Below are 21399 nucleotides of genomic sequence, written 5' to 3'. Positions count from 1 at the left end.
CCATGCGCCACTGGCGGGTCGAACGCAAGCCTTCGGAAGGCCAACTGGACCTGGGCCGCGCCTTCGACCTGATGAGCGCCATCGGCCATCCCGACGTCAACGCCATGGCCGGCGCCATCCTGAAAACCGTGGCCAGCGCCGCGCCCATCGTCCAGTGCACGATCTTTGCGTATGAATTCGGCAACCGTCCACGCACGGTGGCCGTGGCCGACCGGCGCGGCGGGCGCTTCCTGCAGGATATCGCGGACAGCTATGCCCGCCACTACTATGCGCTCGACGGCAACCAGAGCGTGATCGCGCCCGTCTGCGTCAAACCCGACTCCGCCATCGTGCTGCACCAGCAGGCCAGCGACGAGATCGATCATCCCGGCTACCGCGCCGCCTGCTATCAACGGCCGAATGTGTCGGACCGCCTGTCGCTGCTGGTGCAGCCGGCCGGCGACATCTGGCTGTCCGTCAATTTTTACCGCGACAGCGCCCAGGGCAAGTTCGCGCCCGGCGAAATCGCCGCCATCGAAACCCTGGCGCCGCTGTTCGCCCACGGCGTGCAGCACCATTACCGCCTGAACGGCCAGCCCGTGCAAGGCGTGGCGCCCGTGATGCTGGCCAGCCTGCGCCGGCATTGCCCCGAACTGAGCAAGCGCGAACTTGACGTGCTGCGCGGCGTGCTGGAAGGCGCGACCGCCGTTGAAATCGCCGACGCCATGGGCTTGCAGCCCTCGAGCGTGATCACCTACCAGAAGCGCGCCTATAAACGCATGGGCATTTCCAGCCAACGCCAATTGTTTGCGCTATGTCTAGCGCCGCAAGCGACTTGAGTGCTAGCTAATCCGCGACACAGGCCCCTGCACAAAATTTCCCAAAATCAATGAAATAATGTGAGCATATTGATACGATTATTCTCTTTATCATGTCTGCTGAGTGTTGATGAGAGGAGCAAATCCCGCATCAGCAAGGCGCCTCCAGCCAGCGCCTGTCGCATCGTGCGATCTCTTCCATGGCTTCATTTCCCTGAAGGAGTAAATTGTGTCCACATCGGAACTGTCGTTAGAACAATTGAACCTGACTGCTGGCAATATCGGTCTGCCCGGCGCGCCTGTGCTGAACCTGTTTTTGCTGTACAACCCCGAGGCCGGCGCCCTGACCGGCGAAGCGCAAGTTACCCAGGCCGTCGCGCCGCCGTACAACCTGGTGACGATCCGCCCGGTCAGCGGCGACGTGCACGGCCTGGGCCTGGGCGGCGCCACGCGCGTGTTCAGCCTGTCCGGCGAATACACGGTGTCCGTCCCGTCACCGGCCATCGGCACCTACCTGGCCAAGTTCACGGCGGTCTTTACCACCGATAACAACTGGACCGGTCACGGCAGCTTCGACTACGGCACGCATAAAGTCACCAACGTGCCGATCAAAAAACGCGGCTAATCAGGGTGTCGGATTACGCGCGGCGACGCCGCGCTGATCCGACCTGCTCCGACCTACGCTTTTCGACGGGTCTTGTCCCCAAAATGGGGACAACGAAAGACGTAGGCGTCTGCATACTGTGCCTCAAGCCGGGATCACCCGGTAGCCATGCCAATAACAATAAAACGGCGTGGCAAGGACCTTATGGAGACAAGCATGACCCTGGCCAACGCCACCCATCCCCCCACGCCGCCCATTGCGGACGCGGCCACCGCCCAGCTGGAACAGCAAGTGATACGCAAGGTATCGCGCCACCTGCTGTGGTTTTTGTTCCTGCTGTTCGTGTTTTCCTTTCTCGACCGCATCAATATCGGCTTTGCCGGCCTGACCATGATGCAGGACCTGGGCCTGTCCGGCACCCAGTTCGGTTTTGCCACCACCTTGTTCTATATCGGCTATATCGCCTGCAGCATTCCCAGCAATATCATCCTGGCCCGCCTGGGCGCGCGCCGCTGGATCGGCTCCATCATGATCGCCTGGGGCCTGGCTTCGACCGCCACCATGTTCGCCAGCAGCCCGGCCAGCCTGTACGTGCTGCGTTTCCTGGTCGGCGTGACGGAAGCGGGATTTTTGCCCGGCATGCTGCTGTACCTGACGTACTGGTTTCCGGCCAGCCACAGGGCACGGGCCAACGCGCTGTTCATGATCGCCATGCCGGTGACGGCCGCCATCGGTTCGGCCCTGTCCGGCCTGATCCTGGGGCTGGACGGCCACTGGGGCCTGGCCGGCTGGCAGTGGCTGTTCCTGCTCGAAGGTTTGCCGTCCGTGCTGCTGGGGCTGGCCGTGTATGGCTATCTCGATGATGCGCCGGGCAAGGCGAGCTGGCTCAGCCGGCTGGAACAGCAGGCGCTGGCGCGCATGCTGGAGGCGGAAAAACCTGCCGTATCTCATGGCGCGCCGTCCGCCAGGACCTCGGTGCTGGCCGAAATGTGCTCGCCCACCGTGCTGAAATTCGGCCTCGCCTATTTTTGCCTGGTCAACACGCTGGCGATGGTGGCCGTCTGGACGCCGCTGATCGTGAAAAGTTTCAATAGCGGCGCCAGCAATACCACCATCGGCTTGCTGGCCGCCATCCCGCAGGTCTGCACCGTGATCGGCATGATCGCCTGGGGCCGCCGTTCGGACCGGCTGCAGGAACGGCGCTGGCATATCGTCTGGCCGATGCTGCTGTCGGCGGGCGGCTGGCTGTTGACGGCGTACTCGGGTAACCCCGTGGTGCAACTGCTGGGCATCTGCATGGCTTCGACCGGCGCCTACACCGCCATGTCGGTGTTCTGGACCACGCCGGACGGCGCCCTCAGCTTTGCCGCGCGCGCCATCGGCATCGCCGTCATCAACGCCACCGGCAATATCGGCTCGGCCCTGAACCCGGTGGTGGTGGGCTGGCTGAAAGACCAGACGCACAGCTTTGCCACTGGCCTGCTGTATGCCAGCGCGCTGCTGGTGGCGGGCGCCCTGATCGTATTGACCTTGCCGATTGCGCATGGCAAGCCCAGGGAATTGAATAAAAGGAGCACAGCATGACACCCGCATTTCAACCGTATCCCCATGTGCCCAAGGTGTATCCACCCGGCAAGAGCGCCGGCGCAGGCACCGAACACACGCCGGTATTGATTGTCGGCGGCGGCCCGGTGGGCCTGGCCACGGCGCTGGGGCTGGCCCGCCACGGCGTGCGCTCGGTGCTGGTCGAGGCCGACGATGGCGTGTGCACCGGCAGCCGCGCCATCTGCATTTCGCGGCGCAGCCTGGAAATCATCGAACGCCTGGGCGCGCTCGACGGTTTCCTGGCAAAAGGCCTGCCGTGGGCCGGCGGGCGCAGTTTTTACCGCGACCAGGAAGTGCTGCATTTCAGCATGCCGCAGGACGCCAACCAGAAGCTGCCGCCGATGGTCAACCTGGCGCAATACCATATCGAACAGTTTTTGCTCGAAGCGGCCGAGCGGCAGCCGGAACTGATCGATATACGCTGGCAGACCCGCGTGACACACGTCGAACAGCATGCGACCGGCGCCAGCGTGACCCTGGCCACGCCGGATGAGACATACCATATGACCGCCGACTGGCTGGTGGCCGCCGATGGCGGGCGCAGCGCGGTGCGCGAGGCGCTGGGCCTCAAATTGCAGGGCACCAGCTACGAAGGGCGCTATGTGATTGTCGATATCCACCTGAAAAGCGAGCGCCCGACCGAGCGCCTGGCGTATTTCGATCCGCCGTCCAATCCGGGCTCGACCGTGCTGGTGCACAAGCAGCCTGACGATATCTGGCGCATCGACTACCAGCTGCGCGACGACGAGGACGCGCAGGCGGCCGTGCTGCTGGACAATGTGGCGCCGCGAGTCGACAGCCTGCTGGCCATGATGGGCGAGACCGCGCCCTGGCACCCGGTCTGGATCACCATCTACAAGGCCAACGCCTTGACGCTTGAGAAATACCGCCATGGCAGGGTGCTGTTCGCCGGCGATGCGGCCCATCTGGTGCCGATCTTCGGCGTGCGGGGCGCGAACTCGGGCATCGACGACGCCGACAACCTGGCCTGGAAACTGGCCTATGTGGTGCAAGGGAAATCAGGCGAGGCCTTGCTGGACAGCTATTCCGACGAGCGCGTGTTTGCCGCCCATGAAAACCTGCGCCACGGCACGAAAAGCACGGAATTCATGGCGCCGCCCACCTTTGCTTTCGAATTGATGCGCACGGCCGTGCTGGGCCTGGCCGGTAAGCATGACCACGTGCGCTCCCTGATCAACCCGCGCCAGACCAGTGCGATCGCCTACGCGCAGTCGCCCCTGAACGTGGCCGACACGGATGAATTCTTGGCCGGGCCGGCGCCGGGCACGGTGCTGCCCGAGTGTCCGCTGGCGCTGCAGGGGCATGACCGATGGGCGGCGCGGCACATGACCGACCTGGTGAACCTGGGGCAGGGCCGTTTCACAGGACTGTACTTCAGCGACGATGCTGTCGTGCCGGCTGAACTCGTGCCGGCCGAGCTGCTGGCGCTGACAAGGTCGTTGCCGCTGCATGTCGAGGCTGTTCGGCTGTCACCGCAACTGGCCGGGCTGTTTGGCGCGAGGCACGGCAGTTTTTACCTGCTGCGGCCCGACGGCCATGTGCTGGGGCGCTGGCACGAGGTGACGGCGGTGCAAGTGCGCCAGGCGCTGGCAACGATATTGACCAAGGAGGCAGCATGACCGACATCGAACTCGACAATCTTTACACCGAGCTGTGCCACACCATGGGCGGCATCGGCGAGCAGCGCGCGCCGCTGTTCCTGGCCCGCTTTGCCTTGCTGGCCATGGGCGCCATCGGCGATGCGGCAACCGTGCAGCGGCTATTGGGCGAAGCGGCCGCCGATCTGGCGCCGGCGGCGGCCGGCGAAGGTGATTCCCGGCAATAAATCGAACGGCGCAAGTCGCTGGCGTGCTCTACAATTACGGATCAAGCAAGTTTTTGCAGAACTCCGTAGTTGAAGGGAAACCCCCAGTAGTGACTTCCAAACCGATCAAGATTGCCGCCACCGTCGTCGTGGCCCTGGCCGCAGGCGCCGGCATCTATACTTTCAGCCGTCCCGCCACCACCGCCCGGCCGCCCGCCGCAGCTGATGTGGCAGCGCAGAAAGCCAGCGCCGACGCGGCGCTGGTGGCCGCGCAGCTGCGCGAACTGCTGGCCAATTTCCGCAAGATCATCGTGCTGCTGGCGGACGAAGACAGCCAGCCCGAAGGTGCGCGCGACGAAGCGAGAAAGGTGGGCCAGGCGCTGTTCCACGAGAACCAGGAACGCACGGCGAAGCTGGATACGATGCTGGACCAGCTGATGGCGCCCGGCAATCCCGGCCGTTTCGACGCCATCGACGGCTTGCTGACGTATATCGAATCGGACCCCGGCCTGTTTGACGCCGACCGCCTGGCCTTCCGCGAGCTGTTGCAGAGCCTGCTGGCCGATGTAGCGAAAGATGGTTCCTTGCCGGCGATCAAGCTGCACAAGCGCATTTCCGAAGACCTCGATGCGCTGGCCGAAATCGAGCGCAATTACGAAAAGGAAATCCGCCAGATCTTCGGCAACATGGGCCAGCGCGCCATCGAACTGAAACGCGAACGCTGGGACGACTATGTGGCCCAGCTGAAAAAACTGTACCAGCGCGAACAGATCCTCAAGGAAAACGGCATCGTCGAGCCCTACACCACGCCGCCGGCCGGCTCCATCCCGGAACCGAAGCCGGTGGTGAAAAAAGAGGACGCGGAAATTTTTGGTTTGAATTTGCCGAAAAAAACCATCGTGCTGACGTTTGACGACGGCCCGCACCGCCGCTATACGGAAGAAATCAGCGCGATCCTGAAGCAATATGGCGTGCCGGCCGTGTTCTTCAATGTGGGCCGCAACCTGGGCAGCCTGGACGCCGCAGGTAACGCGAAACTGAATGCGGGCGCGGAAGTGAGCCGCAAGCTGATGAAAGAGGGCTATGCGGTGGGCAACCACAGTTTCAGCCACGCCCAACTGTCCAAGGAGACCGGCGACAAGCTGAAAGGCGAAATCCTCGGCACCGACACCCTGTTGAAAGCGATCAGCCCCGAGCGCGCCGCGCTGTTCCGTTTTCCGTATGGCGCGCGCAACAGCGAAGGCATGGCCGCGCTGGCCGACGCCCACCTGAAATCGGTGATGTGGAATATCGACTCGCTGGACTGGGCCGACCCGGTGCCCAGTTCCATCACCAACCGCGTGCTGGCCTCGGTCGACAAGGCCGGGCGCGGCATTATCCTGTTCCACGACATCCACGAGCGCACCGTCAAAGCCTTGCCCGCCATTCTCGACCGCCTGGTGGCCGAAGGCTATCAGTTCGCCGGCTGGGACGGCACCACCTTCAAGTCCGCCAAGGGCGAGGCGCCGGCGCCCGAAAAGGTTGCCATCCAGGCCGGCTACGCCAATTCCTGGGCGGTGGTGATCGGCATCGACGACTACGCCAAATGGCCCAAGCTGCAATATGCGGTGCGCGACGCGCAAAGCGTGCGCGAAACCCTGATCGAGAAATTCGGCTTTGCGCCCGAGCGCGTGGTGACCCTCAAAAACGCGGAGGCGACGCGCAACAATATCCTGGCCGCCTTCCACGACAAGCTGGCCCATGGCGGCGTGCAGAAGAACGACCGCATCTTTGTGTTCTTTGCCGGCCATGGCGCCACCCGCAAGCTCAGTTCCGGGCGCGACCTCGGCTATATCGTGCCGGCGGATTCCGACCCGGCCCAGTTCGCCACGGACGCGATCCCGATGACGGAAATCCAGAATATCGCCGAAAGCCTGACGGCCAAGCATGCGCTGTTCGTGATGGACGCCTGCTACAGCGGCCTGGGCCTGACGCGCGGCGCCGGCAACAGTTCCTTCCTGCGCGATAACGCCAAGCGCATCGGCCGGCAGATGCTGACGGCCGGCGGCGGCGACCAGCTGGTGGCCGATGGCGGCCCCAACGGTCACTCGGTCTTTACCTGGACCTTGCTGCAGGGCCTGGCCGGCAAGGCCGACCTGAACGGCGATGGCCTGATCACGGCCACCGAGCTGGCCGCCTATGTGGCGCCGGCCGTCTCCAGCGTGTCGAACCAGACGCCGGCCTTTGGCAGCCTGCCGGGGTCCGAAGGGGGCGACTTCGTGTTCGAGCTGCCGGGCGAGACGGAATTCCTCAGCCCCAACACGACGCAGCTGTCGACCGAGGCGATCGCCATGAACAGCAAGCTCGACGCCAAGCCGGCGGCGGCCAGCGTGACGGTCAAGGACTTGCAGGGCGGCGAACAGAAGATCGTCACGCCGGGCGCCGTGCCCAGCACCACGCGCCAGCTGGCCCAGCGCGCCAACGACCGTGGCTTGCAGCATTACAAGGAAAAGCAGTACGATCTGGCCGAAGCGCAATTCACGGAAGCGCTGAAACTGCGGCCCGACTTCGCGCTGGCGGCCAACAACCTGGGCTTTGTGTTCTACAAGCAGGAAAAATACCGCGAAGCGGCGCGCTGGTTTGAGAATACGGTGAAAATGGATCCCTCGCGGGCGATCGCCTACCTGAACCTGGGCGACGCGTATTTCCGCGCGGGCGAGGGCGCCAAGGCCAAGCTGGCCTATAAAACCTATCTGGAACTGGCGCCGACGGCGGTCACGGCGCCAGCCGTGCGGCAGAAGATGGACAAGCTGTAGCCCAGCCCCCGATCCCCGGATTGCCCTGCTGGCCCGCCTGACAAGCGGGCCAGTCTTGTTTTACATCAAGCCAAAAACGATTGCTATCAACATAAAAGCCATGCTATCGTTTACTAACTGAGGTACTAGTACCTTTATGGGAACTGCATTGCCATTGAAATGGCAAGCACAAAGGAGGATTGATGAATTCACCGCAACAATATGTCCAGGAACTGGCCGGCAAGGTGGCGCTGGTGGTAGGCGGCTCCAGCGGCATCGGCCTGCATGCGGCCGTGCTGCTGGCGCAACGGGGCGCCAGGGTCGCCATCCTGGCCGACCGTGGCGTGGACGAGGCCGTGGCGTTTGCCGCCACGCACGACGTGCAACTGCTGGGTATTTCTGGCGACGCGGCCACCGGCAGCGTCGTCAAGGCGGCCGTCGAGCAGACCGTGGCCACCCTGGGCGGTCTGCATATCACCGTGCACACGGTCGCCATCCACCCCTATGGTTCCGCCACCGAGACGTCCGAGGAAACCTGGGACCGCGTGATGGCCGTGAACCTGAAAAGCGTGTTCCTGCTGGCGCATTACGCCGTGCCGCATATGGTGGCGCAGCGCGACGGCGCCATCGTCAACGTGTCTTCCGTGCAAGGCACGGCTTGCCAGCACGACGTGGCGGCCTATGCCACCAGCAAGGCCGCCATCCTCGGCTTTACGCGCACCCTGGCCAACGATTATGCGGCCAGCGGCATCCGCGCCAATACCGTCAGCCCCGGTTCGATCCGCACGCCGCTGCTCGACCTGTCGTTCGAGAAATTCGGCGCCGGCGCCAGCAAGGAGCAGGTCTTCGCGCAATGGGGCGAGGGCATACCGATCGGCCGCATCGGCGAACCGAACGAGGTGGCCGAGATGATCGCCTTTGCCGCCAGCCCGCGCGCCAGCTATTGCACCGGCAGCGAGTTCGTCGTCGATGGCGGGTTGCTGGTGCAACTCGGTTGACAGCATCAAGGTAGCAAGCCAGTAGCAGCACTGTTTTTCCACTATAAAAACCAGGAGACAAAGACATGCATTTCGCTAAAAAAATCATGGTGGCAGCCGTCACCGCCTGCACCGTCATCGGCGCCGGACTGGCGCCCGCGCAGGCGGCCGACAAGCCGGTCATCGCCGGCATCGTGTTCCAGCAGGATATCTACATGAAGACCGTGCTGGCCGGCATGCGCGCGGCCGCCAAGGCCGGCAATGCGACCTTGCTCGAAGCCAATACCGACAACAAGATCGAAAAAGAGGCGCAGACCATCGACACCTTCGTCGCGCGCGGCGTGAACGCCATCGTCATCACGGCCCTGCATCCGAGCAACTCGCTGCCGGCCATCGAGCGGGCGCGCGCCAAGGGCATTACCGTCATCACGGTCGGTACCGGCATCGACAAGGCCGGCGTGGTGCAGGGCCATGTGAAGTCCAGCGACCGCGATATCGGCCTGTCGACCGGTGCGGCGGCGGCCACCTTCATCAACGACAAGCTGGGCGGCAAGGCGAACGTGGCCGTGCTGGCCTTCAAGTCGCTGCTGCCGGGCCAGAGCGGCGACCGCACGGGCGGCTTCCTCGACAATGTCAAAAAGGGCACGCAAGTGGCGGTGGTGGCCGAGCAGGATGCCTGGCTGCCGGAAAAAGCGGTGGCGGTGGCCGGCGATATCCTGACGGCGAACCCGAATATCAACGTCATCTATGCGGCCAATGAAGGCGGCACGGTGGGCGCCATGCAGGCGGTGCGCAATGCGGGCAAGGCCGGCAAGGTGTTTGTGTTCGGCACCGACAGCTCCGAGCAATTGGGACGCGGCCTGCTGGCGGCCGACAATGTGCTGCAAGCCACCACCGCGCAGCAGCCCTTCGTGGTCGGCGAAAAAGGCGTGCAGGATGCGCTGGCCGTATTGGGTGGCAAAACCGTGCCGGCCGAACAGATCGTGCCCGTCAAGCTGCTGTCGCGCGGCGACAAGCCGGCCGTCGAAGCCTTCATCAAGGAGCTGCGCCGCATGAACTGAGCGCAGTACTAGCAGCACACCCACGCGCCGCCGGCACGCCGGCGGCGCCCATGAACAACCTGGGGGAGACCCTGCATGAACCGAAGTGACACAGTCACGCTGGCTTTTGGCGCGCTGCGCAAGGAGTACGGCAAGAACTGCGCGGTACGCGACCTGACCCATACGCTGGGTGGCGGCCGCATCCACGCGCTGATCGGCAAGAACGGCTCGGGCAAGAGCACCCTGATCAAGATGATCGCCGGCGCCACCCGGCCGACGTCCGGCACCATCACTCTCGATGGCGAGGTGCTGGATTTCCATGCGCCGCAGGAAGCCTTGCGGCGCGGCATCGTCACCGTGCACCAGGAACTGAGCCTGATCCCGGAACTGACGGTGGCCGAGAATATTTTCCTCGGGCGCATGCCCAAGGTGGGCGGCTTTATCCGCTGGAGCCTGCTCTTCGAACAGGCGCGCACCCTGCTCGACGAGATGGGCGCCACCGAGATCGACGAACACGCGATTGCCGGCAGCCTGTCCGTGGGGCGCCAGCAAGTGGTGGAAATCGCCAAGGCCATGTCGTTTTCGCCGCGCGTGCTGCAGCTCGACGAGCCGACCTCGGCCTTGGCCAACGATGAAATCGCCCATCTGTTCGCCCTGCTGCGCCGCCTGCGCGACAAGGGCGTGCTGATGATCTATGTGTCGCACCGCCTGGCCGAGCTGCACGAGATTGCCGACGATATCCTGGTGCTGCGCGATGGCGAGTTTATCGGCGCCATCGACACCTGCGACGCGACGCCGGAAGCAGTGGTCGACATGATGTTCGGCACGGTCGAGGAGTTCGCCCCGCGCGCCGCGCGCCCGGCCAGCAGCGAAGTGGTGCTGGAAGTGCGCGACCTGTGCATCAAGGGCCTGCTCGACAAGATCTCGTTCAAGCTGCACAAGGGCGAAGTGCTGGGCATCGCCGGCATGCTGGGCTCGGGCCGCACGGAGCTGCTGCGCGGCATCTTCGGCGCCGACCGCATCACTTCGGGCCAGATCCTGGTCGGCGGCCAGCCGGTGAAGGAGCCCAGCCCGCGCCGCATGCGCGACCTGGGCGTGGGCTATACCTCGGAAGACCGCAAGGCCAAGGGCCTGGTGCAGCCGTTGTCCTGCCACGCCAACCTGTGCCTGGCCGGCCTGCAGCGCATGGGCCGGCGCGGCTGGACGTCCCTGCTGCGCGAGCAGTCGCATGTGGCAAAGCAGATCAGCGACCTGCGCATCAAGCTGGGCCACCCGCTGCTGCCCGTGTCGTCGCTGTCCGGCGGCAACCAGCAAAAAATCGTGGTGGGCAACTGGCTCAATATCGAGCCGCGCGTGATCATGTTTGACGAGCCCAGCCGTGGTGTCGACCTGCATGCCAAGCAGCAGATCTTCCAGACGCTGTGGCAATTGTCGAACGAGGGCCTGGCCGCCATCGTCGTCTCGACCGAACTGGAAGAGCTGCCGGCCGTCTGCGACCGCATCCTGGTATTGAAGAACGGCCGCCTGGCCGGAGAATATGGACCCGAAATCGGCGCCAGGGCGCTGTATGCAGCCTGCATGGTTGCCCAGCTTGAGGAAATACAATGAGCCAGACAATTGCCGATATAAAACCCGCCGCCGGCACGGCGCGCAAGGCGCCGCCAGGAGGCGTGCAGCGCTTCGTGCTGCGCCACCCGATGGAACTGATCCTGCTGCTGATGTACGTGCTGCTGAGCTTGACCGCCACCGGCTTCATGTCGATGGACAACCAGCTCAATGTGCTGCGCAATGTGGCTGTCACCGGCATTATCGCCTTCGGCATGACCCTGGTCATTATCAGCGGCGAGATCGACCTGTCGGTCGCCTCGCTGGTGGCCGCCGCCGGCTGCCTGTGCGCCTGGATCATCAAGCAGATCACGCCGCTGGACGTGATCGAACCGTCGGTGGCCATTGTCGCCGCCGGCGTCGTGGTGACCATGGGCTTTGGCCTCTTGGTCGGCTTTATTACCGGCAAGCTGCGCCAGCATATCGGCGTGCCGACCTTTATCACGACCCTGGCCATGATGGCCATGCTGGTGGGCTTTTCCAACCTGATCACGGACGGCACGCCGATCGAATCGTTCCCCGACTGGTTCGGCCAGCTGGGCAGCGGCCGCTGGCTGGGCATCCCGGTCCCCGTGTATATCTTCGCGGCCATCTTTGCCGCCATGCATGTGGTGTCGCGCTATACCACCTTCGGGCGCGAAGTGTATGCGGCCGGCGGCAACCTGGAAGCGGCGCGCCTGTCCGGCATCGACGTGTGGCGCACCAAGACCGTGTGCCTGATGCTGACTTCGCTGTTCGCGGCCATCGGCGGCATCATCTATGCCTCGCTGATCAACAGCGGCAATTCCACCGTCGCCAAGGGGCTGGAGCTGGAAGTCATTTCGGCCGTCATTATCGGCGGCGTCAGCCTGCTGGGCGGGCGCGGCGCCATCTGGGGCACGTTTATCGGCGTGATGTTCATGGGCGTGCTGCTCAACGGCATGACCTTATGGGGCTTCAACCCCTTCTGGCAGGACGTGGTGCGCGGTGCGCTGATCCTGCTGGCCGTGCTGCTGAACCAGCTGGTCGACCGCGAACGCCATTGAGCGGTGTTGGCATCTTTCATCTTTCATTATCGAATACTCAGGAGGCAGCATGTTACAAAGTTGGCGTTGGTTCGGACCGAAAGACCCGGTCTCGTTGCGCGATATCCGCCAGGCAGGCGTGACCGACCTGGTCACCTCGCTGTATCACCTCGAATGCGGCGCCGAGTGGCCCGAGGAAGAGATCGCCAGGCGCATCCGCGAAATCGAATGGGACGCCGAAGGCCAGCGCGCCAGCGGCCTGCGCTGGAGCGTGGTGGAAAGCCTGCCCATCCACGAGGACATCAAGACGCGCTCGGGCGATTTCCGGCGCTATATCGAGCTGTACAAGGAAAACGTCAGGCGCCTGGGCGCCCAGGGCGTGAAAACCATCTGCTACAACTTCATCCCCGTGCTGGACTGGGCGCGCACCGACCTGCATATCGAGCAGGCCGACGGCAGCACGATTTCCGGCTGCAATATCGACGCCTTTGTCGCGTTTGATCTGTTCGTGCTGAAACGCCCCGGCGCCGAGCACGATTATGCGCAGTGGGCCATCGATTCGGCGCGCCAGTTCTACGACGAGCTGAGTCCTGAAGCGCGCCAGGAGCTGACCGACAATATCCTGCTGGGCCTGCCAGGCACGGTGGAAGACCTGAACCCGGCCGAATTCCTGCGCCGTCTCGATCGCTATCGCGGCATCGATGCGGAAGCATTGCGCCACAATCTGTACAGTTTTCTTAATGAAATCATGCCGGCCTGCGAGGCGGCCGGCGTCAAGATGTGCATCCACCCGGACGATCCGGCCTATCCCGTGTTCGGCATCCCCCGCATCCTCAGCCGCGAAGCGGACGTGGAGCGCCTGTTCGCCGCCGTGCCGTCGCCCAACTCGGGCCTGACCATGTGCACGGGTTCGTTTGGCAGCTGTATCGGCAACGATCCGGCCGCCATGCTGGAACGCTTTGCCGACCGCGTGTATTTCATTCATTTCCGCAACGTCACCCATGTGCCGGGCAAGGAAGGCTCGTTCTACGAGTCGAACCACCTGTTCGGCTCGGTCGACATGCCGAAAGCCATGCGCGTGCTGGTGCAGGAAGAAGAGCGCCGCAAGGCGGCCGGCATGGCGGTCTGGGGCATTCCCGTGCGTCCCGATCACGGCAAACTGATGGATGGCGACAAGAATGGCGGTTATTATCCGGGCTACTCCCGCACCGGACGCATGATAGGCCTGGCCGAACTGCGCGGACTGGAAGTGGGCATCCGTTATTCGATGGGACTGGCGATAGAGTAGGCGCCGGTGCCGTCGCGCCATCAGAAAGTGGAAGCTACAAGTGCAGACCAAGACCCCGACCAAGACCAAATTGCCCAAGCGCGCCGACCAGGCTGACCAGGTGCGCATGTTGAGCGAGGCCATCGGCGCCGACCGCATCGATCCGGCCTTGCCCTATATGCCGCAAGTGTTCAACGTGCTCAAGCAGGCCATTCTGTCTATCCGCCTGATACCCGGCACGCCCTTGTCGGAGGCGGCGATCGCCGAGGTGTTCGGCCTGAGCCGCACGCCGGTGCGCGAAGCGCTGCGCGAACTGTCGACCGAGGGCCTGCTCGACATCTTCCCGCAGGCGGGCAGCGTGGTCTCGCGCATCAGCGTGCGCCTGATCGAGCAGGGTGCTTTCGTGCGCGCGGCGCTGGAAACGGCCAACCTGATGGACCTGGTGACGCGGCTGGATAGCAACGGCCGCGGCCGAATCGAGCACGTTATCGCGTTGCAAAGGCAGGCCTTGGCCGGCAAGGATTACGAAGGCTTTTACGCGCAGGACGAGGCCATGCACAAGCTGTTTTTCGAACTGACCGATCGCGTGCCGGTGTGGCATATCGTCAACCAGGGCAAGCAGCATGTGGACCGGGCGCGCGTGCTGATCTCGCGCGAACGCAAGGCATCGAGCCAGCGCGCGTTCGAGGATCACCTGCGCATCGTCGACGCCTTGTTTACGCAGGACAAGGCGGTCCTGGCGGCGGCGCTGGCCGAGCATTTTGCCCGGGTCAAGGAATCGGTACTGGAATTTTCACATGCCAGCCATCAGCAATTTTTTGTGGAGTAACACCGTGACAAGCTGGATATTGCAGTGGTCGCATGGACAGGGCAGCGTGGAGGCATCGGGCGCCATGCTCGCTCCCGTGACCTTTATGTTGCCCGATGGCCGCCAGGTGCAGCCCTTTGCCGTCTTTCCCTGGGCGAAAGAAGCGCTGCCGCCGGGCCAGCCGGCCTTGACCGGCCTGATGGCCAATGGCCGTGGCGAATGGCCTTGCGTGCCGTTCGGCGGCGGCCCGGCGCCGTTCGACCATCCGATTCACGGCTGGCCCGCGCATGATGTCTGGCAACGGCTCGACGATGGCGGCGACCTGGCCCATATGCATTTGCGCTACGATTTTCCGGCCGACAGCCCGGTCGACAGCGTAGAGCGCTTGATTACCGGCGTGGACGGCCAGCCTGAAATACAGTGCCGGCTGCGCATCACGGTGCGCCGCGCCTGCGCATTGCCGCTGGGCCTGCATCCGACCTTGCGCCTGCCCGAGCGGCCCGGCGCGCTGCGGGTGACGGCAGGGGACTTTGCCTTTGGCATCACCTTGCCGCGTGAACACGAGCCGGGTGCCGATGTGCTGCAGCCCGGTGCCCAGTTTGCGGCGCTGTCGCACGTACCGGGCGCCGGCGGCCAGTCGCTCGACCTGTCGCACCTGCCGCTGGCGCAGGACACCGAATCGCTGGTGCAATTGTGCGGCAGCGACGGCCGGATGACGGTCAGCAACTTCGACGAAGGCTATGCGTTTGCTCTGTCCTGGGATGCCACTGTGCTGCCCTCGTGCTTGCTGTGGATCAGCAACGGCGGGCGCCAGGCCTGGCCATGGAGCGGGCGCCATTATGCGCTGGGCGTGGAGCCGGTCTGCAGCTATTTCGACTGGGGCGTGGACGCCGGCACGGCAAGCAATCCCGTCTCCGCGCGCGGCGTGGCCACCTGCGTGCAGCTCGATCCCGCGCAGCCGCTGGAATTCGATTATCGCATGACCGTCGGCAGCCTTACCTCATAAAAACATTTCAAGGAGACACAAATGACTGCACGCTTGCAACACAAGACGGCGCTGGTGACGGCGGCCGGCAATGGCATGGGCAAGGCGGCCGCGCTGGCCTTTGCCGAACAGGGCGCCCAGGTCTGGGCCTGCGATATCGATGCCGCCGGCCTGGACCGTTTGCAGCACCCGAATATCCATTGCCGCGTGCTCGATGTCTGCGACGGCGCCGGCATCGCCGCGCTGGTGGCGGAAGTGGCGGCCGCGCATGGCCATGTCGACGTGCTGCTCAATGGCGCCGGCATCGTCCACCATGGCACGGCGCTCGACTGCGACGACGACGCCTGGGCCCGCACCATGGAAGTCAATGTGTCGAGCATGCACAGGCTGATCCGTGCCGTGCTGCCGGGCATGGTGGAAGCCGGCGGCGGCAGCATCATCAATATCGCCTCGGTGGCGTCCAGCATCAAGGGTTTTGCCAACCGCTATGCCTACGGCGCCAGCAAGGGCGCGGTCATCGGCCTCTCCAAGGCGGTGGCGGCCGATTTCGTGCGCCAGCAGATACGCTGCAACGCGGTGTGCCCCGGCACGGTGGACACGCCCTCGCTGCGCGGCCGCATCGCCGCCGCTGCCGATCCGCTGCAGGCCGAGCGCGACTTTATCGCGCGCCAGCCGCTGGGCCGTCTGGCCACCGTCGACGATATCACGCCCATGCTGGTGTACCTGGCCAGCGACGAATCGCGTTGCGTTACCGGCCAGGCGTTGTGCGTCGATGGCGGCGTGACGATTTGAACGCCCCGGCCATGGCGTTGTATGAACCGCGCTGCATTGCGGCCACCGGCGACGCCGTCGGCGAGGGCGCCGTCTGGTGCGCGCAGGAACAGGCCCTGTACTGGACCGATATCAACCGTTTTTTGATCCACCGCCATGCGGAAAGCACGGCCAGCACCATCACCTGGCTGTTCGACGAGCCGGTGGTGGCGCTGTCCTTGAGCACCGAGCCGGGCCGCTGGCTGGTGGCGCTGGCCTCGCGCCTGATCTGGTGGTGGCCCGAGGGCGATGTGCGGCGCGACCACGGTTTCATGCTCGACGGCTTTCCCGCCGTGCGCCTGAACGACGGCCGCGCCGATGCCCACGGCAATTTCTGGATCGGCTCGATGCGCAACAACGTGGGCGCGGACGGCGAGCAGGGCGAAGCGGGCGGGCGCGACGGAAAATTGTTCCGCATCCGCCCCGATGGCGCGGCCAGCGTGCACCTGGACGGCATCGGCATTGCCAATACCGTCTGCTGGAGCCCCGACGGCGCCACCTTTTATACGGCCGATACGCTGGACAATATGATCTGGGCCTTCGATTTCGATGTCGCCAGCATGTCATTGAGCCGGCGCCGGCCGTTTTTCGGCGGCTGGGAGCGGGGCTTGCCGGACGGCTCAGTCATCGATGCCGAGGGCTATCTGTGGAACTGCCGTTTCTTCGGCAAGTGCATCGTCCGCATCGCGCCGGACGGCCGCATCGACCGCGTGGTCGAGATGCCCGTCACCAATATCACCACCGCCACCTTTGGCGGCACCGACCTGTGCACGCTGTTCGTGACCTCGGCCGCCGCCGGCCGCCAGGCTGGCGAACGCCTGGCCGGCTCGCTGTGGGCCTTGCGCTGCGCCGTGCCGGGCCTGCCCGAGCACCGGGTGCGGGTCGCCTGAAAAATAATTACAACCATTATCAACCAGGAGTCTTTATATGAAATTACTGCGTACCGGCAACAAGGGTCAGGAACAGGCCGCCATCCTCGACGCCGACGGCCAGATCCGTTCGCTGGCCGGCATCGTTGCCGACATCGACGCCAGCGTGCTGTCGCCGGCTGGCCTGGCCAGGCTGCGCGCGTTGGACCTGTCAACCTTGCCCGTGATCGCCGCCGGTGGCCGCATCGGCACGCCCTGGGTCGGTTGCGGCAAGTTCATCTGTATCGGCCTGAACTACGCCGATCACGCCGCCGAGGCCGGCATGCCGATGCCGGCCGAGCCCATCCTGTTTACCAAGGCCGTTTCCGCCATCCAGGGCCCGAACGACCCGGTCGTCATGCCGCGCGATTCCGTCAAGACGGACTGGGAAGTCGAGCTGGGCGTGGTGATCGGCACCCGCGCCCGCTATGTGGAGCTGGACCAGGCGCTGAAGCATGTGGCCGGCTATTGCGTGGTCAACGATGTGTCCGAACGCGAATACCAGCTGGAACGCGGTGGTACCTGGGACAAGGGCAAGGGCTGCGACACCTTCGGCCCGGTCGGTCCATGGCTGGTCACCGCCGATGAAGTGGGCGACCCGCAGCAACTGGCGCTAAGCCTGGAAGTGAACGGCCGGCGCGTGCAGAACGGCTCGACTTCCACCATGATCTTTACCGTGGCCGAGCTGATCAGCTATGTCAGCCGCTTCATGACGCTGGAGCCGGGCGACATTATTTCCACCGGCACCCCGCCGGGCGTGGGCATGGGCCTGAAACCCGTGCCGCAATTCTTGCGCGCGGGCGACACCATGGCCTTGTCGATCGCCGGCCTGGGCGAGCAGCGGCAGACTGTGTACGCCTGGGACGCGGCCGTGCTGGACGCATGAGCGGCGCCGGCAATGCCAGTCTGATCGCCGCGCTCCAGGCCATCGTCGGCCCGGGCGACGTGATCGACCGGGCCGACCGCATGCGGCCGTATTGCAGCGGCTTTCGCTTCGGCAGCGGCGAGGCCATTGCGGTGGTGCGCCCGGCCAGCCTGGTGCAGCAGTGGCAGGTGGTGCAGGCCTGCGTGACGGCCAACAAGATTGTCATCATGCAGGCCGCCAATACGGGCCTGACGGGCGGCTCTACGCCGGACGGCAACGATTACGACCGCGATATCGTCATTATCAGCACCATGCGCATGAAAAAACTGCATGTGGTGGATGACGGCAGGCAGGTCGTGTGCTTTCCCGGCGCCACGCTGGACCTGCTGGAACGCACGCTCAAGCCGCTGGGCCGCGAGCCGCATTCGCTGATCGGCTCGTCCTGCGTGGGCGCGTCCGTATTCGGCGGCGTCTGCAATAATTCCGGCGGCTCGCTGGTGCAGCGCGGCCCGGCGTATACCGAGCTGTCGCTGTACGCCCGGGTGAACGAACAGGGCCGGCTGGAACTGGTCAATCACCTGGGCATCGCGCTGGGCGACGAGCCGGAAGCGATGCTGGCGCGCCTGGACAGCCGCGACTACACCGACGGCGATATCGATTTCCATGGCGGCAAGGCGCATGACGACCGCTATGCGCGGCAGGTGCGCGAAGTCGACCAGGACACACCGGCCCGCTACAACGCCGATCCGCAGCGCCTGTACGAATGTTCGGGCTGCGCCGGCAAGCTGATTTTGTTTGCCGTGCGGCTCGATACCTTCCCGGCCCAGCTATCGTCGCAGGTGTTTTATATCGGCACCAATGACCCGCAACAACTGACCTTGCTGCGCCGCGAGCTGCTGGCTGGCGACGCACCGCTGCCGATCGCCGCCGAATACGTGCACCGCGACGCCTTCAACCTGGCCGAACGCTATGGCAAGGACATGTTTTTGCTGATACGCCTGCTGGGCACGGCGCGCCTGCCGGCGCTGTTTGCGGCCAAGGCCAGGCTGGACCGCCTGCTGGCGCGCTGGCGCTGGCTGCCGGCGGATCTCAGCGACCGCGCCATGCAATGGATGGGGCGATGCTTCCCCTCGCACCTGCCGCCCCGCATGTTGCAGTACCGCGACCTGTATCAGCACCATCTGATGCTGAAGGTGGCCGGCGACCAGGCGCAGGCCACGCGCGACCTGCTGGAACGGCGTTTCCAGGCAGGCGAGGGCGCTTTTTTCACCTGCGACGCCGACGAGGGCGCGCGCGCCTTTTTGCACCGCTTCGCCGTGGCCGGTGCCGCCGTTCGCTACCGCACCATGCACCGGCGCCATATTGCCGACATCGTCGCCCTCGATATCGCCCTGCCGCGCAACACGCGCGACTGGTTCGAGCAGCTGCCGCCGCAGATCGACGCCAAGCTGTCGCAGAAACTGTATTACGGCCACTTCTTGTGTCATGTATTCCACCAGGACTACATCGTCAACAAGGGCCATGACGCGATGGAAGTCGAGCACGAAATGCTGGCCCTGCTGGACCAGCGCGGCGCCGAATACCCGGCCGAACACAATGTCGGCCACCTGTACGCGGCCAAGCCGGCGCTGGCTGCCTTTTATCGCGAGATCGATCCGTGCAACCAGTTCAATCCGGGCATCGGCAAGACGTCGAAGCTGGCGAACTGGGGGGAGGGGGCGGGATCGCGGGAAAATGTTGCCTGAGTCATTGCTTCTGGAAGTTATAATCCCGGCAAGGTTATCAGCTGAGGAGCTTGCCGCGTGATGAACAGGGATGTGCGAATGAACGGTTTGGTGGCAGGACTTGGGCGGGCATTGATGATCGCGGTGATCTACGTTGTCACTACCCCGGCATTTGCACAGTCTGCACAGGTCACGTTGACGTTCAAAGCCGGGTCGGCAACCGTCGACGCCCGTTTTGACTTATCAGAGGCGGTCGACGTCTTGCGCTTTGCCGGTAATGGCGAAGTGCGCTTGAAATCCTGGGTGCCATCGGATGGTGCGCGCTTGAATTCCGACGGTACCGCATTGCTGCTGCCAACGCCGCAAAAGTCGTTTTCCGTGCAGCTCAAGGCGTTTGAACGCGATGGTATGCTGGACCGCGTCTACTCGCCGGTCGTCCTGTTTGGCGACGGGCGCGGCGCACAGATTTATTCGGAGTATCTGCTTCCCAAAGGCGGCGGCTTCGTCAGCCTCGCGACACCAGGGGTGGTATTGGGCCGTTCCTTCGCAAAAGGCGCAACGGTCTGGCGCGCCAACGACGCCGCCACTTATATCGTTGCTGGCGTAGGCTATACAAAAACCACCACTGCATACGACATTACCTTGGACAGCGCACTGCCGCGCTGGGTTGTTCAATCACTGGATCAGCAAGTGAAGGCGCTGATGCACTTGTACACGCGCAAATTCGGCAGCCGCCCCCAGCGCAAGCCATGGATAGTGGTGTCGTTCAATCCTGCTGGCTCCGGTTTTCGCGGTGACACCAATCCCGGCATGGTGCGCCTGAACCTGATGGGGCAAAGCTGGGAAGTTGAAAACGAAGGTCAGTCTTATCAGCTGGCCAGCTTTCTTGCACACGAGCTATTTCATCTTTGGAATGCCGGACTGTGGAATATGCAACACCAGGAGCCTATCTGGTTGTACGAGGGCGGCGCGGATGCGGCCGCCCACCATGCTTTGAATCTATCGGGATTTTCCAGTGCCGAGCGTTACAGAAATGAGCGGGCGAGCAGCCTGACAGGCTGTAGCTCGGCAAATGGTGTAACACTGGCCAACAAGATTGCCGGCGGCGGACGCACGCATTACACGTGTGGTGCGGCTGTTTTCTACCTTGCCGCTGCAATGGGCGAAGATAACGGCGATGCGATTGGACCACTGGACTTGTGGGCTGATATGTTTGCCTCGCATCAGACGCGCAGCTATGCCACCGCGGACTTGCTCCGCGTGGCGGCAAAACGCGCGCTGCATCCGGCCAGTGCAACGGTGGCCACGCCGCGAAGGTATCTTGATGAGCTGGCCGAATCGACACTGCCGTGGCGCGATGTGTTGGCGCAAGGCCAGCAGGCGTTTCAACTCCATCAGGTCAAGCCCGATGAGGCCATGCCGCCTGCGGTTGCCGCAAATCTGCTGGGCCAGCTGGTGATTGACAAATTTGCCCATGATTGCGATGGATAGATCAGTGTCTACGACGATCACCAGGTCTATCAGCTGGATGCGCTCGATTCATGTCATCGAATCCGCAATACGGTCACGCTGACGCATTTGGGTGAATATTCGATGCGTGACAACGTCATGATGGCCGTGATTTATGCCCGTGAGCAATGCGCGAAGGGGCTTGATCTGCATTTTGGCGGCAGGGGCGATGTTTCATTCGACCTTCCCTGTTCACAAATGCCGCCCGTGCCGCCTGGCCTGTTTGTCCCAAATTCAGTGCCTTGAATAAGCCAAGTAATTTCGCATTGATACGTCGGGTGCCGCCAGACTG

The 21399-nt window shown here is 64.0% G+C and carries 18 protein-coding genes; all 18 read left to right on the top strand.

Annotated elements, in window-relative coordinates:
- Positions 1 to 2: 2 nt before the first annotated feature.
- Positions 3 to 818 carry a helix-turn-helix transcriptional regulator gene (locus Q8L25_RS21910; RefSeq protein WP_308921409.1) on the top strand — a complete coding sequence of 272 codons (816 nt, stop codon included), beginning with the start codon at positions 3 to 5 and terminating at the stop codon, positions 816 to 818.
- 208 nt (positions 819 to 1026) lie between these two features.
- On the top strand, positions 1027 to 1422 hold the full coding sequence (locus tag Q8L25_RS21905) for a DUF1842 domain-containing protein (RefSeq protein ID WP_308921408.1): 396 nt from the start codon (positions 1027 to 1029) through the stop codon (positions 1420 to 1422).
- A 195-nt stretch (positions 1423 to 1617) separates the two neighbouring features.
- Positions 1618 to 2985 carry an MFS transporter gene (locus Q8L25_RS21900; RefSeq protein ID WP_308921407.1) on the top strand — a complete coding sequence of 456 codons (1368 nt, stop codon included), beginning with the start codon at positions 1618 to 1620 and terminating at the stop codon, positions 2983 to 2985.
- On the top strand, positions 2982 to 4646 hold the full coding sequence (locus Q8L25_RS21895) for an FAD-dependent oxidoreductase (protein ID WP_308921406.1): 1665 nt from the start codon (positions 2982 to 2984) through the stop codon (positions 4644 to 4646). Before Q8L25_RS21900 ends, Q8L25_RS21895 begins: the two co-directional genes overlap by 4 nt.
- On the top strand, positions 4643 to 4852 hold the full coding sequence (locus tag Q8L25_RS21890; RefSeq protein WP_308921405.1) for a hypothetical protein: 210 nt from the start codon (positions 4643 to 4645) through the stop codon (positions 4850 to 4852). The genes Q8L25_RS21895 and Q8L25_RS21890 overlap by 4 nt, the downstream gene beginning before the upstream one ends.
- Before the next feature lie 89 nt (positions 4853 to 4941).
- A complete protein-coding gene (locus tag Q8L25_RS21885; protein ID WP_308921404.1) occupies positions 4942 to 7626 on the top strand; it encodes a polysaccharide deacetylase family protein in 2685 nt (894 codons plus the stop codon).
- Between the two features lie 182 nt (positions 7627 to 7808).
- Positions 7809 to 8603, top strand: coding sequence for an SDR family oxidoreductase (locus Q8L25_RS21880; RefSeq protein ID WP_308921403.1), 795 nt, complete (start codon positions 7809 to 7811; stop codon positions 8601 to 8603).
- Between the two features lie 65 nt (positions 8604 to 8668).
- Positions 8669 to 9643, top strand: a complete 975-nt coding sequence (locus Q8L25_RS21875; protein ID WP_308921402.1) for a substrate-binding domain-containing protein — start codon at positions 8669 to 8671, stop codon at positions 9641 to 9643.
- A 75-nt stretch (positions 9644 to 9718) separates the two neighbouring features.
- Complete coding sequence (locus Q8L25_RS21870; RefSeq protein WP_308921401.1) at positions 9719 to 11230, top strand: sugar ABC transporter ATP-binding protein; 1512 nt, start codon at positions 9719 to 9721, stop codon at positions 11228 to 11230.
- On the top strand, positions 11227 to 12252 hold the full coding sequence (locus Q8L25_RS21865; RefSeq protein WP_308921400.1) for an ABC transporter permease: 1026 nt from the start codon (positions 11227 to 11229) through the stop codon (positions 12250 to 12252). Before Q8L25_RS21870 ends, Q8L25_RS21865 begins: the two co-directional genes overlap by 4 nt.
- A 49-nt stretch (positions 12253 to 12301) precedes the next feature.
- On the top strand, positions 12302 to 13519 hold the full coding sequence (uxuA, locus tag Q8L25_RS21860; RefSeq protein WP_308921399.1) for a mannonate dehydratase: 1218 nt from the start codon (positions 12302 to 12304) through the stop codon (positions 13517 to 13519).
- Between the two features lie 40 nt (positions 13520 to 13559).
- Positions 13560 to 14327 (top strand): GntR family transcriptional regulator, encoded by a 768-nt coding sequence (locus Q8L25_RS21855; protein ID WP_308921398.1) that lies wholly within the window; start codon positions 13560 to 13562, stop codon positions 14325 to 14327.
- Between the two features lie 4 nt (positions 14328 to 14331).
- Complete coding sequence (locus Q8L25_RS21850) at positions 14332 to 15312, top strand: hypothetical protein (protein WP_308921397.1); 981 nt, start codon at positions 14332 to 14334, stop codon at positions 15310 to 15312.
- 21 nt (positions 15313 to 15333) lie between these two features.
- Positions 15334 to 16083, top strand: coding sequence for an SDR family oxidoreductase (locus Q8L25_RS21845; protein WP_308921396.1), 750 nt, complete (start codon positions 15334 to 15336; stop codon positions 16081 to 16083).
- A gap of 11 nt (positions 16084 to 16094) precedes the next feature.
- Complete coding sequence (locus tag Q8L25_RS21840) at positions 16095 to 16991, top strand: SMP-30/gluconolactonase/LRE family protein (RefSeq protein ID WP_308921395.1); 897 nt, start codon at positions 16095 to 16097, stop codon at positions 16989 to 16991.
- A gap of 37 nt (positions 16992 to 17028) precedes the next feature.
- Entirely contained in the window at positions 17029 to 17895 is an 867-nt protein-coding gene (locus Q8L25_RS21835) for a fumarylacetoacetate hydrolase family protein (RefSeq protein ID WP_308921394.1), read from the top strand.
- A complete protein-coding gene (gene dld / locus Q8L25_RS21830; protein ID WP_308921393.1) occupies positions 17892 to 19619 on the top strand; it encodes a D-lactate dehydrogenase in 1728 nt (575 codons plus the stop codon). Before Q8L25_RS21835 ends, dld begins: the two co-directional genes overlap by 4 nt.
- A gap of 78 nt (positions 19620 to 19697) precedes the next feature.
- Entirely contained in the window at positions 19698 to 21089 is a 1392-nt protein-coding gene (locus tag Q8L25_RS21825; RefSeq protein WP_308921392.1) for a hypothetical protein, read from the top strand.
- Positions 21090 to 21399: the final 310 nt, after the last annotated feature.

The sequence above is a fragment of the Janthinobacterium sp. J1-1 genome (assembly GCF_030944405.1).
In the GTDB taxonomy this organism is placed as follows: domain Bacteria; phylum Pseudomonadota; class Gammaproteobacteria; order Burkholderiales; family Burkholderiaceae_D; genus Janthinobacterium.
The sequence above is the reverse complement of the archived record's forward strand: the minus strand, read 5'-3'. Positions and strand labels throughout refer to the sequence as shown.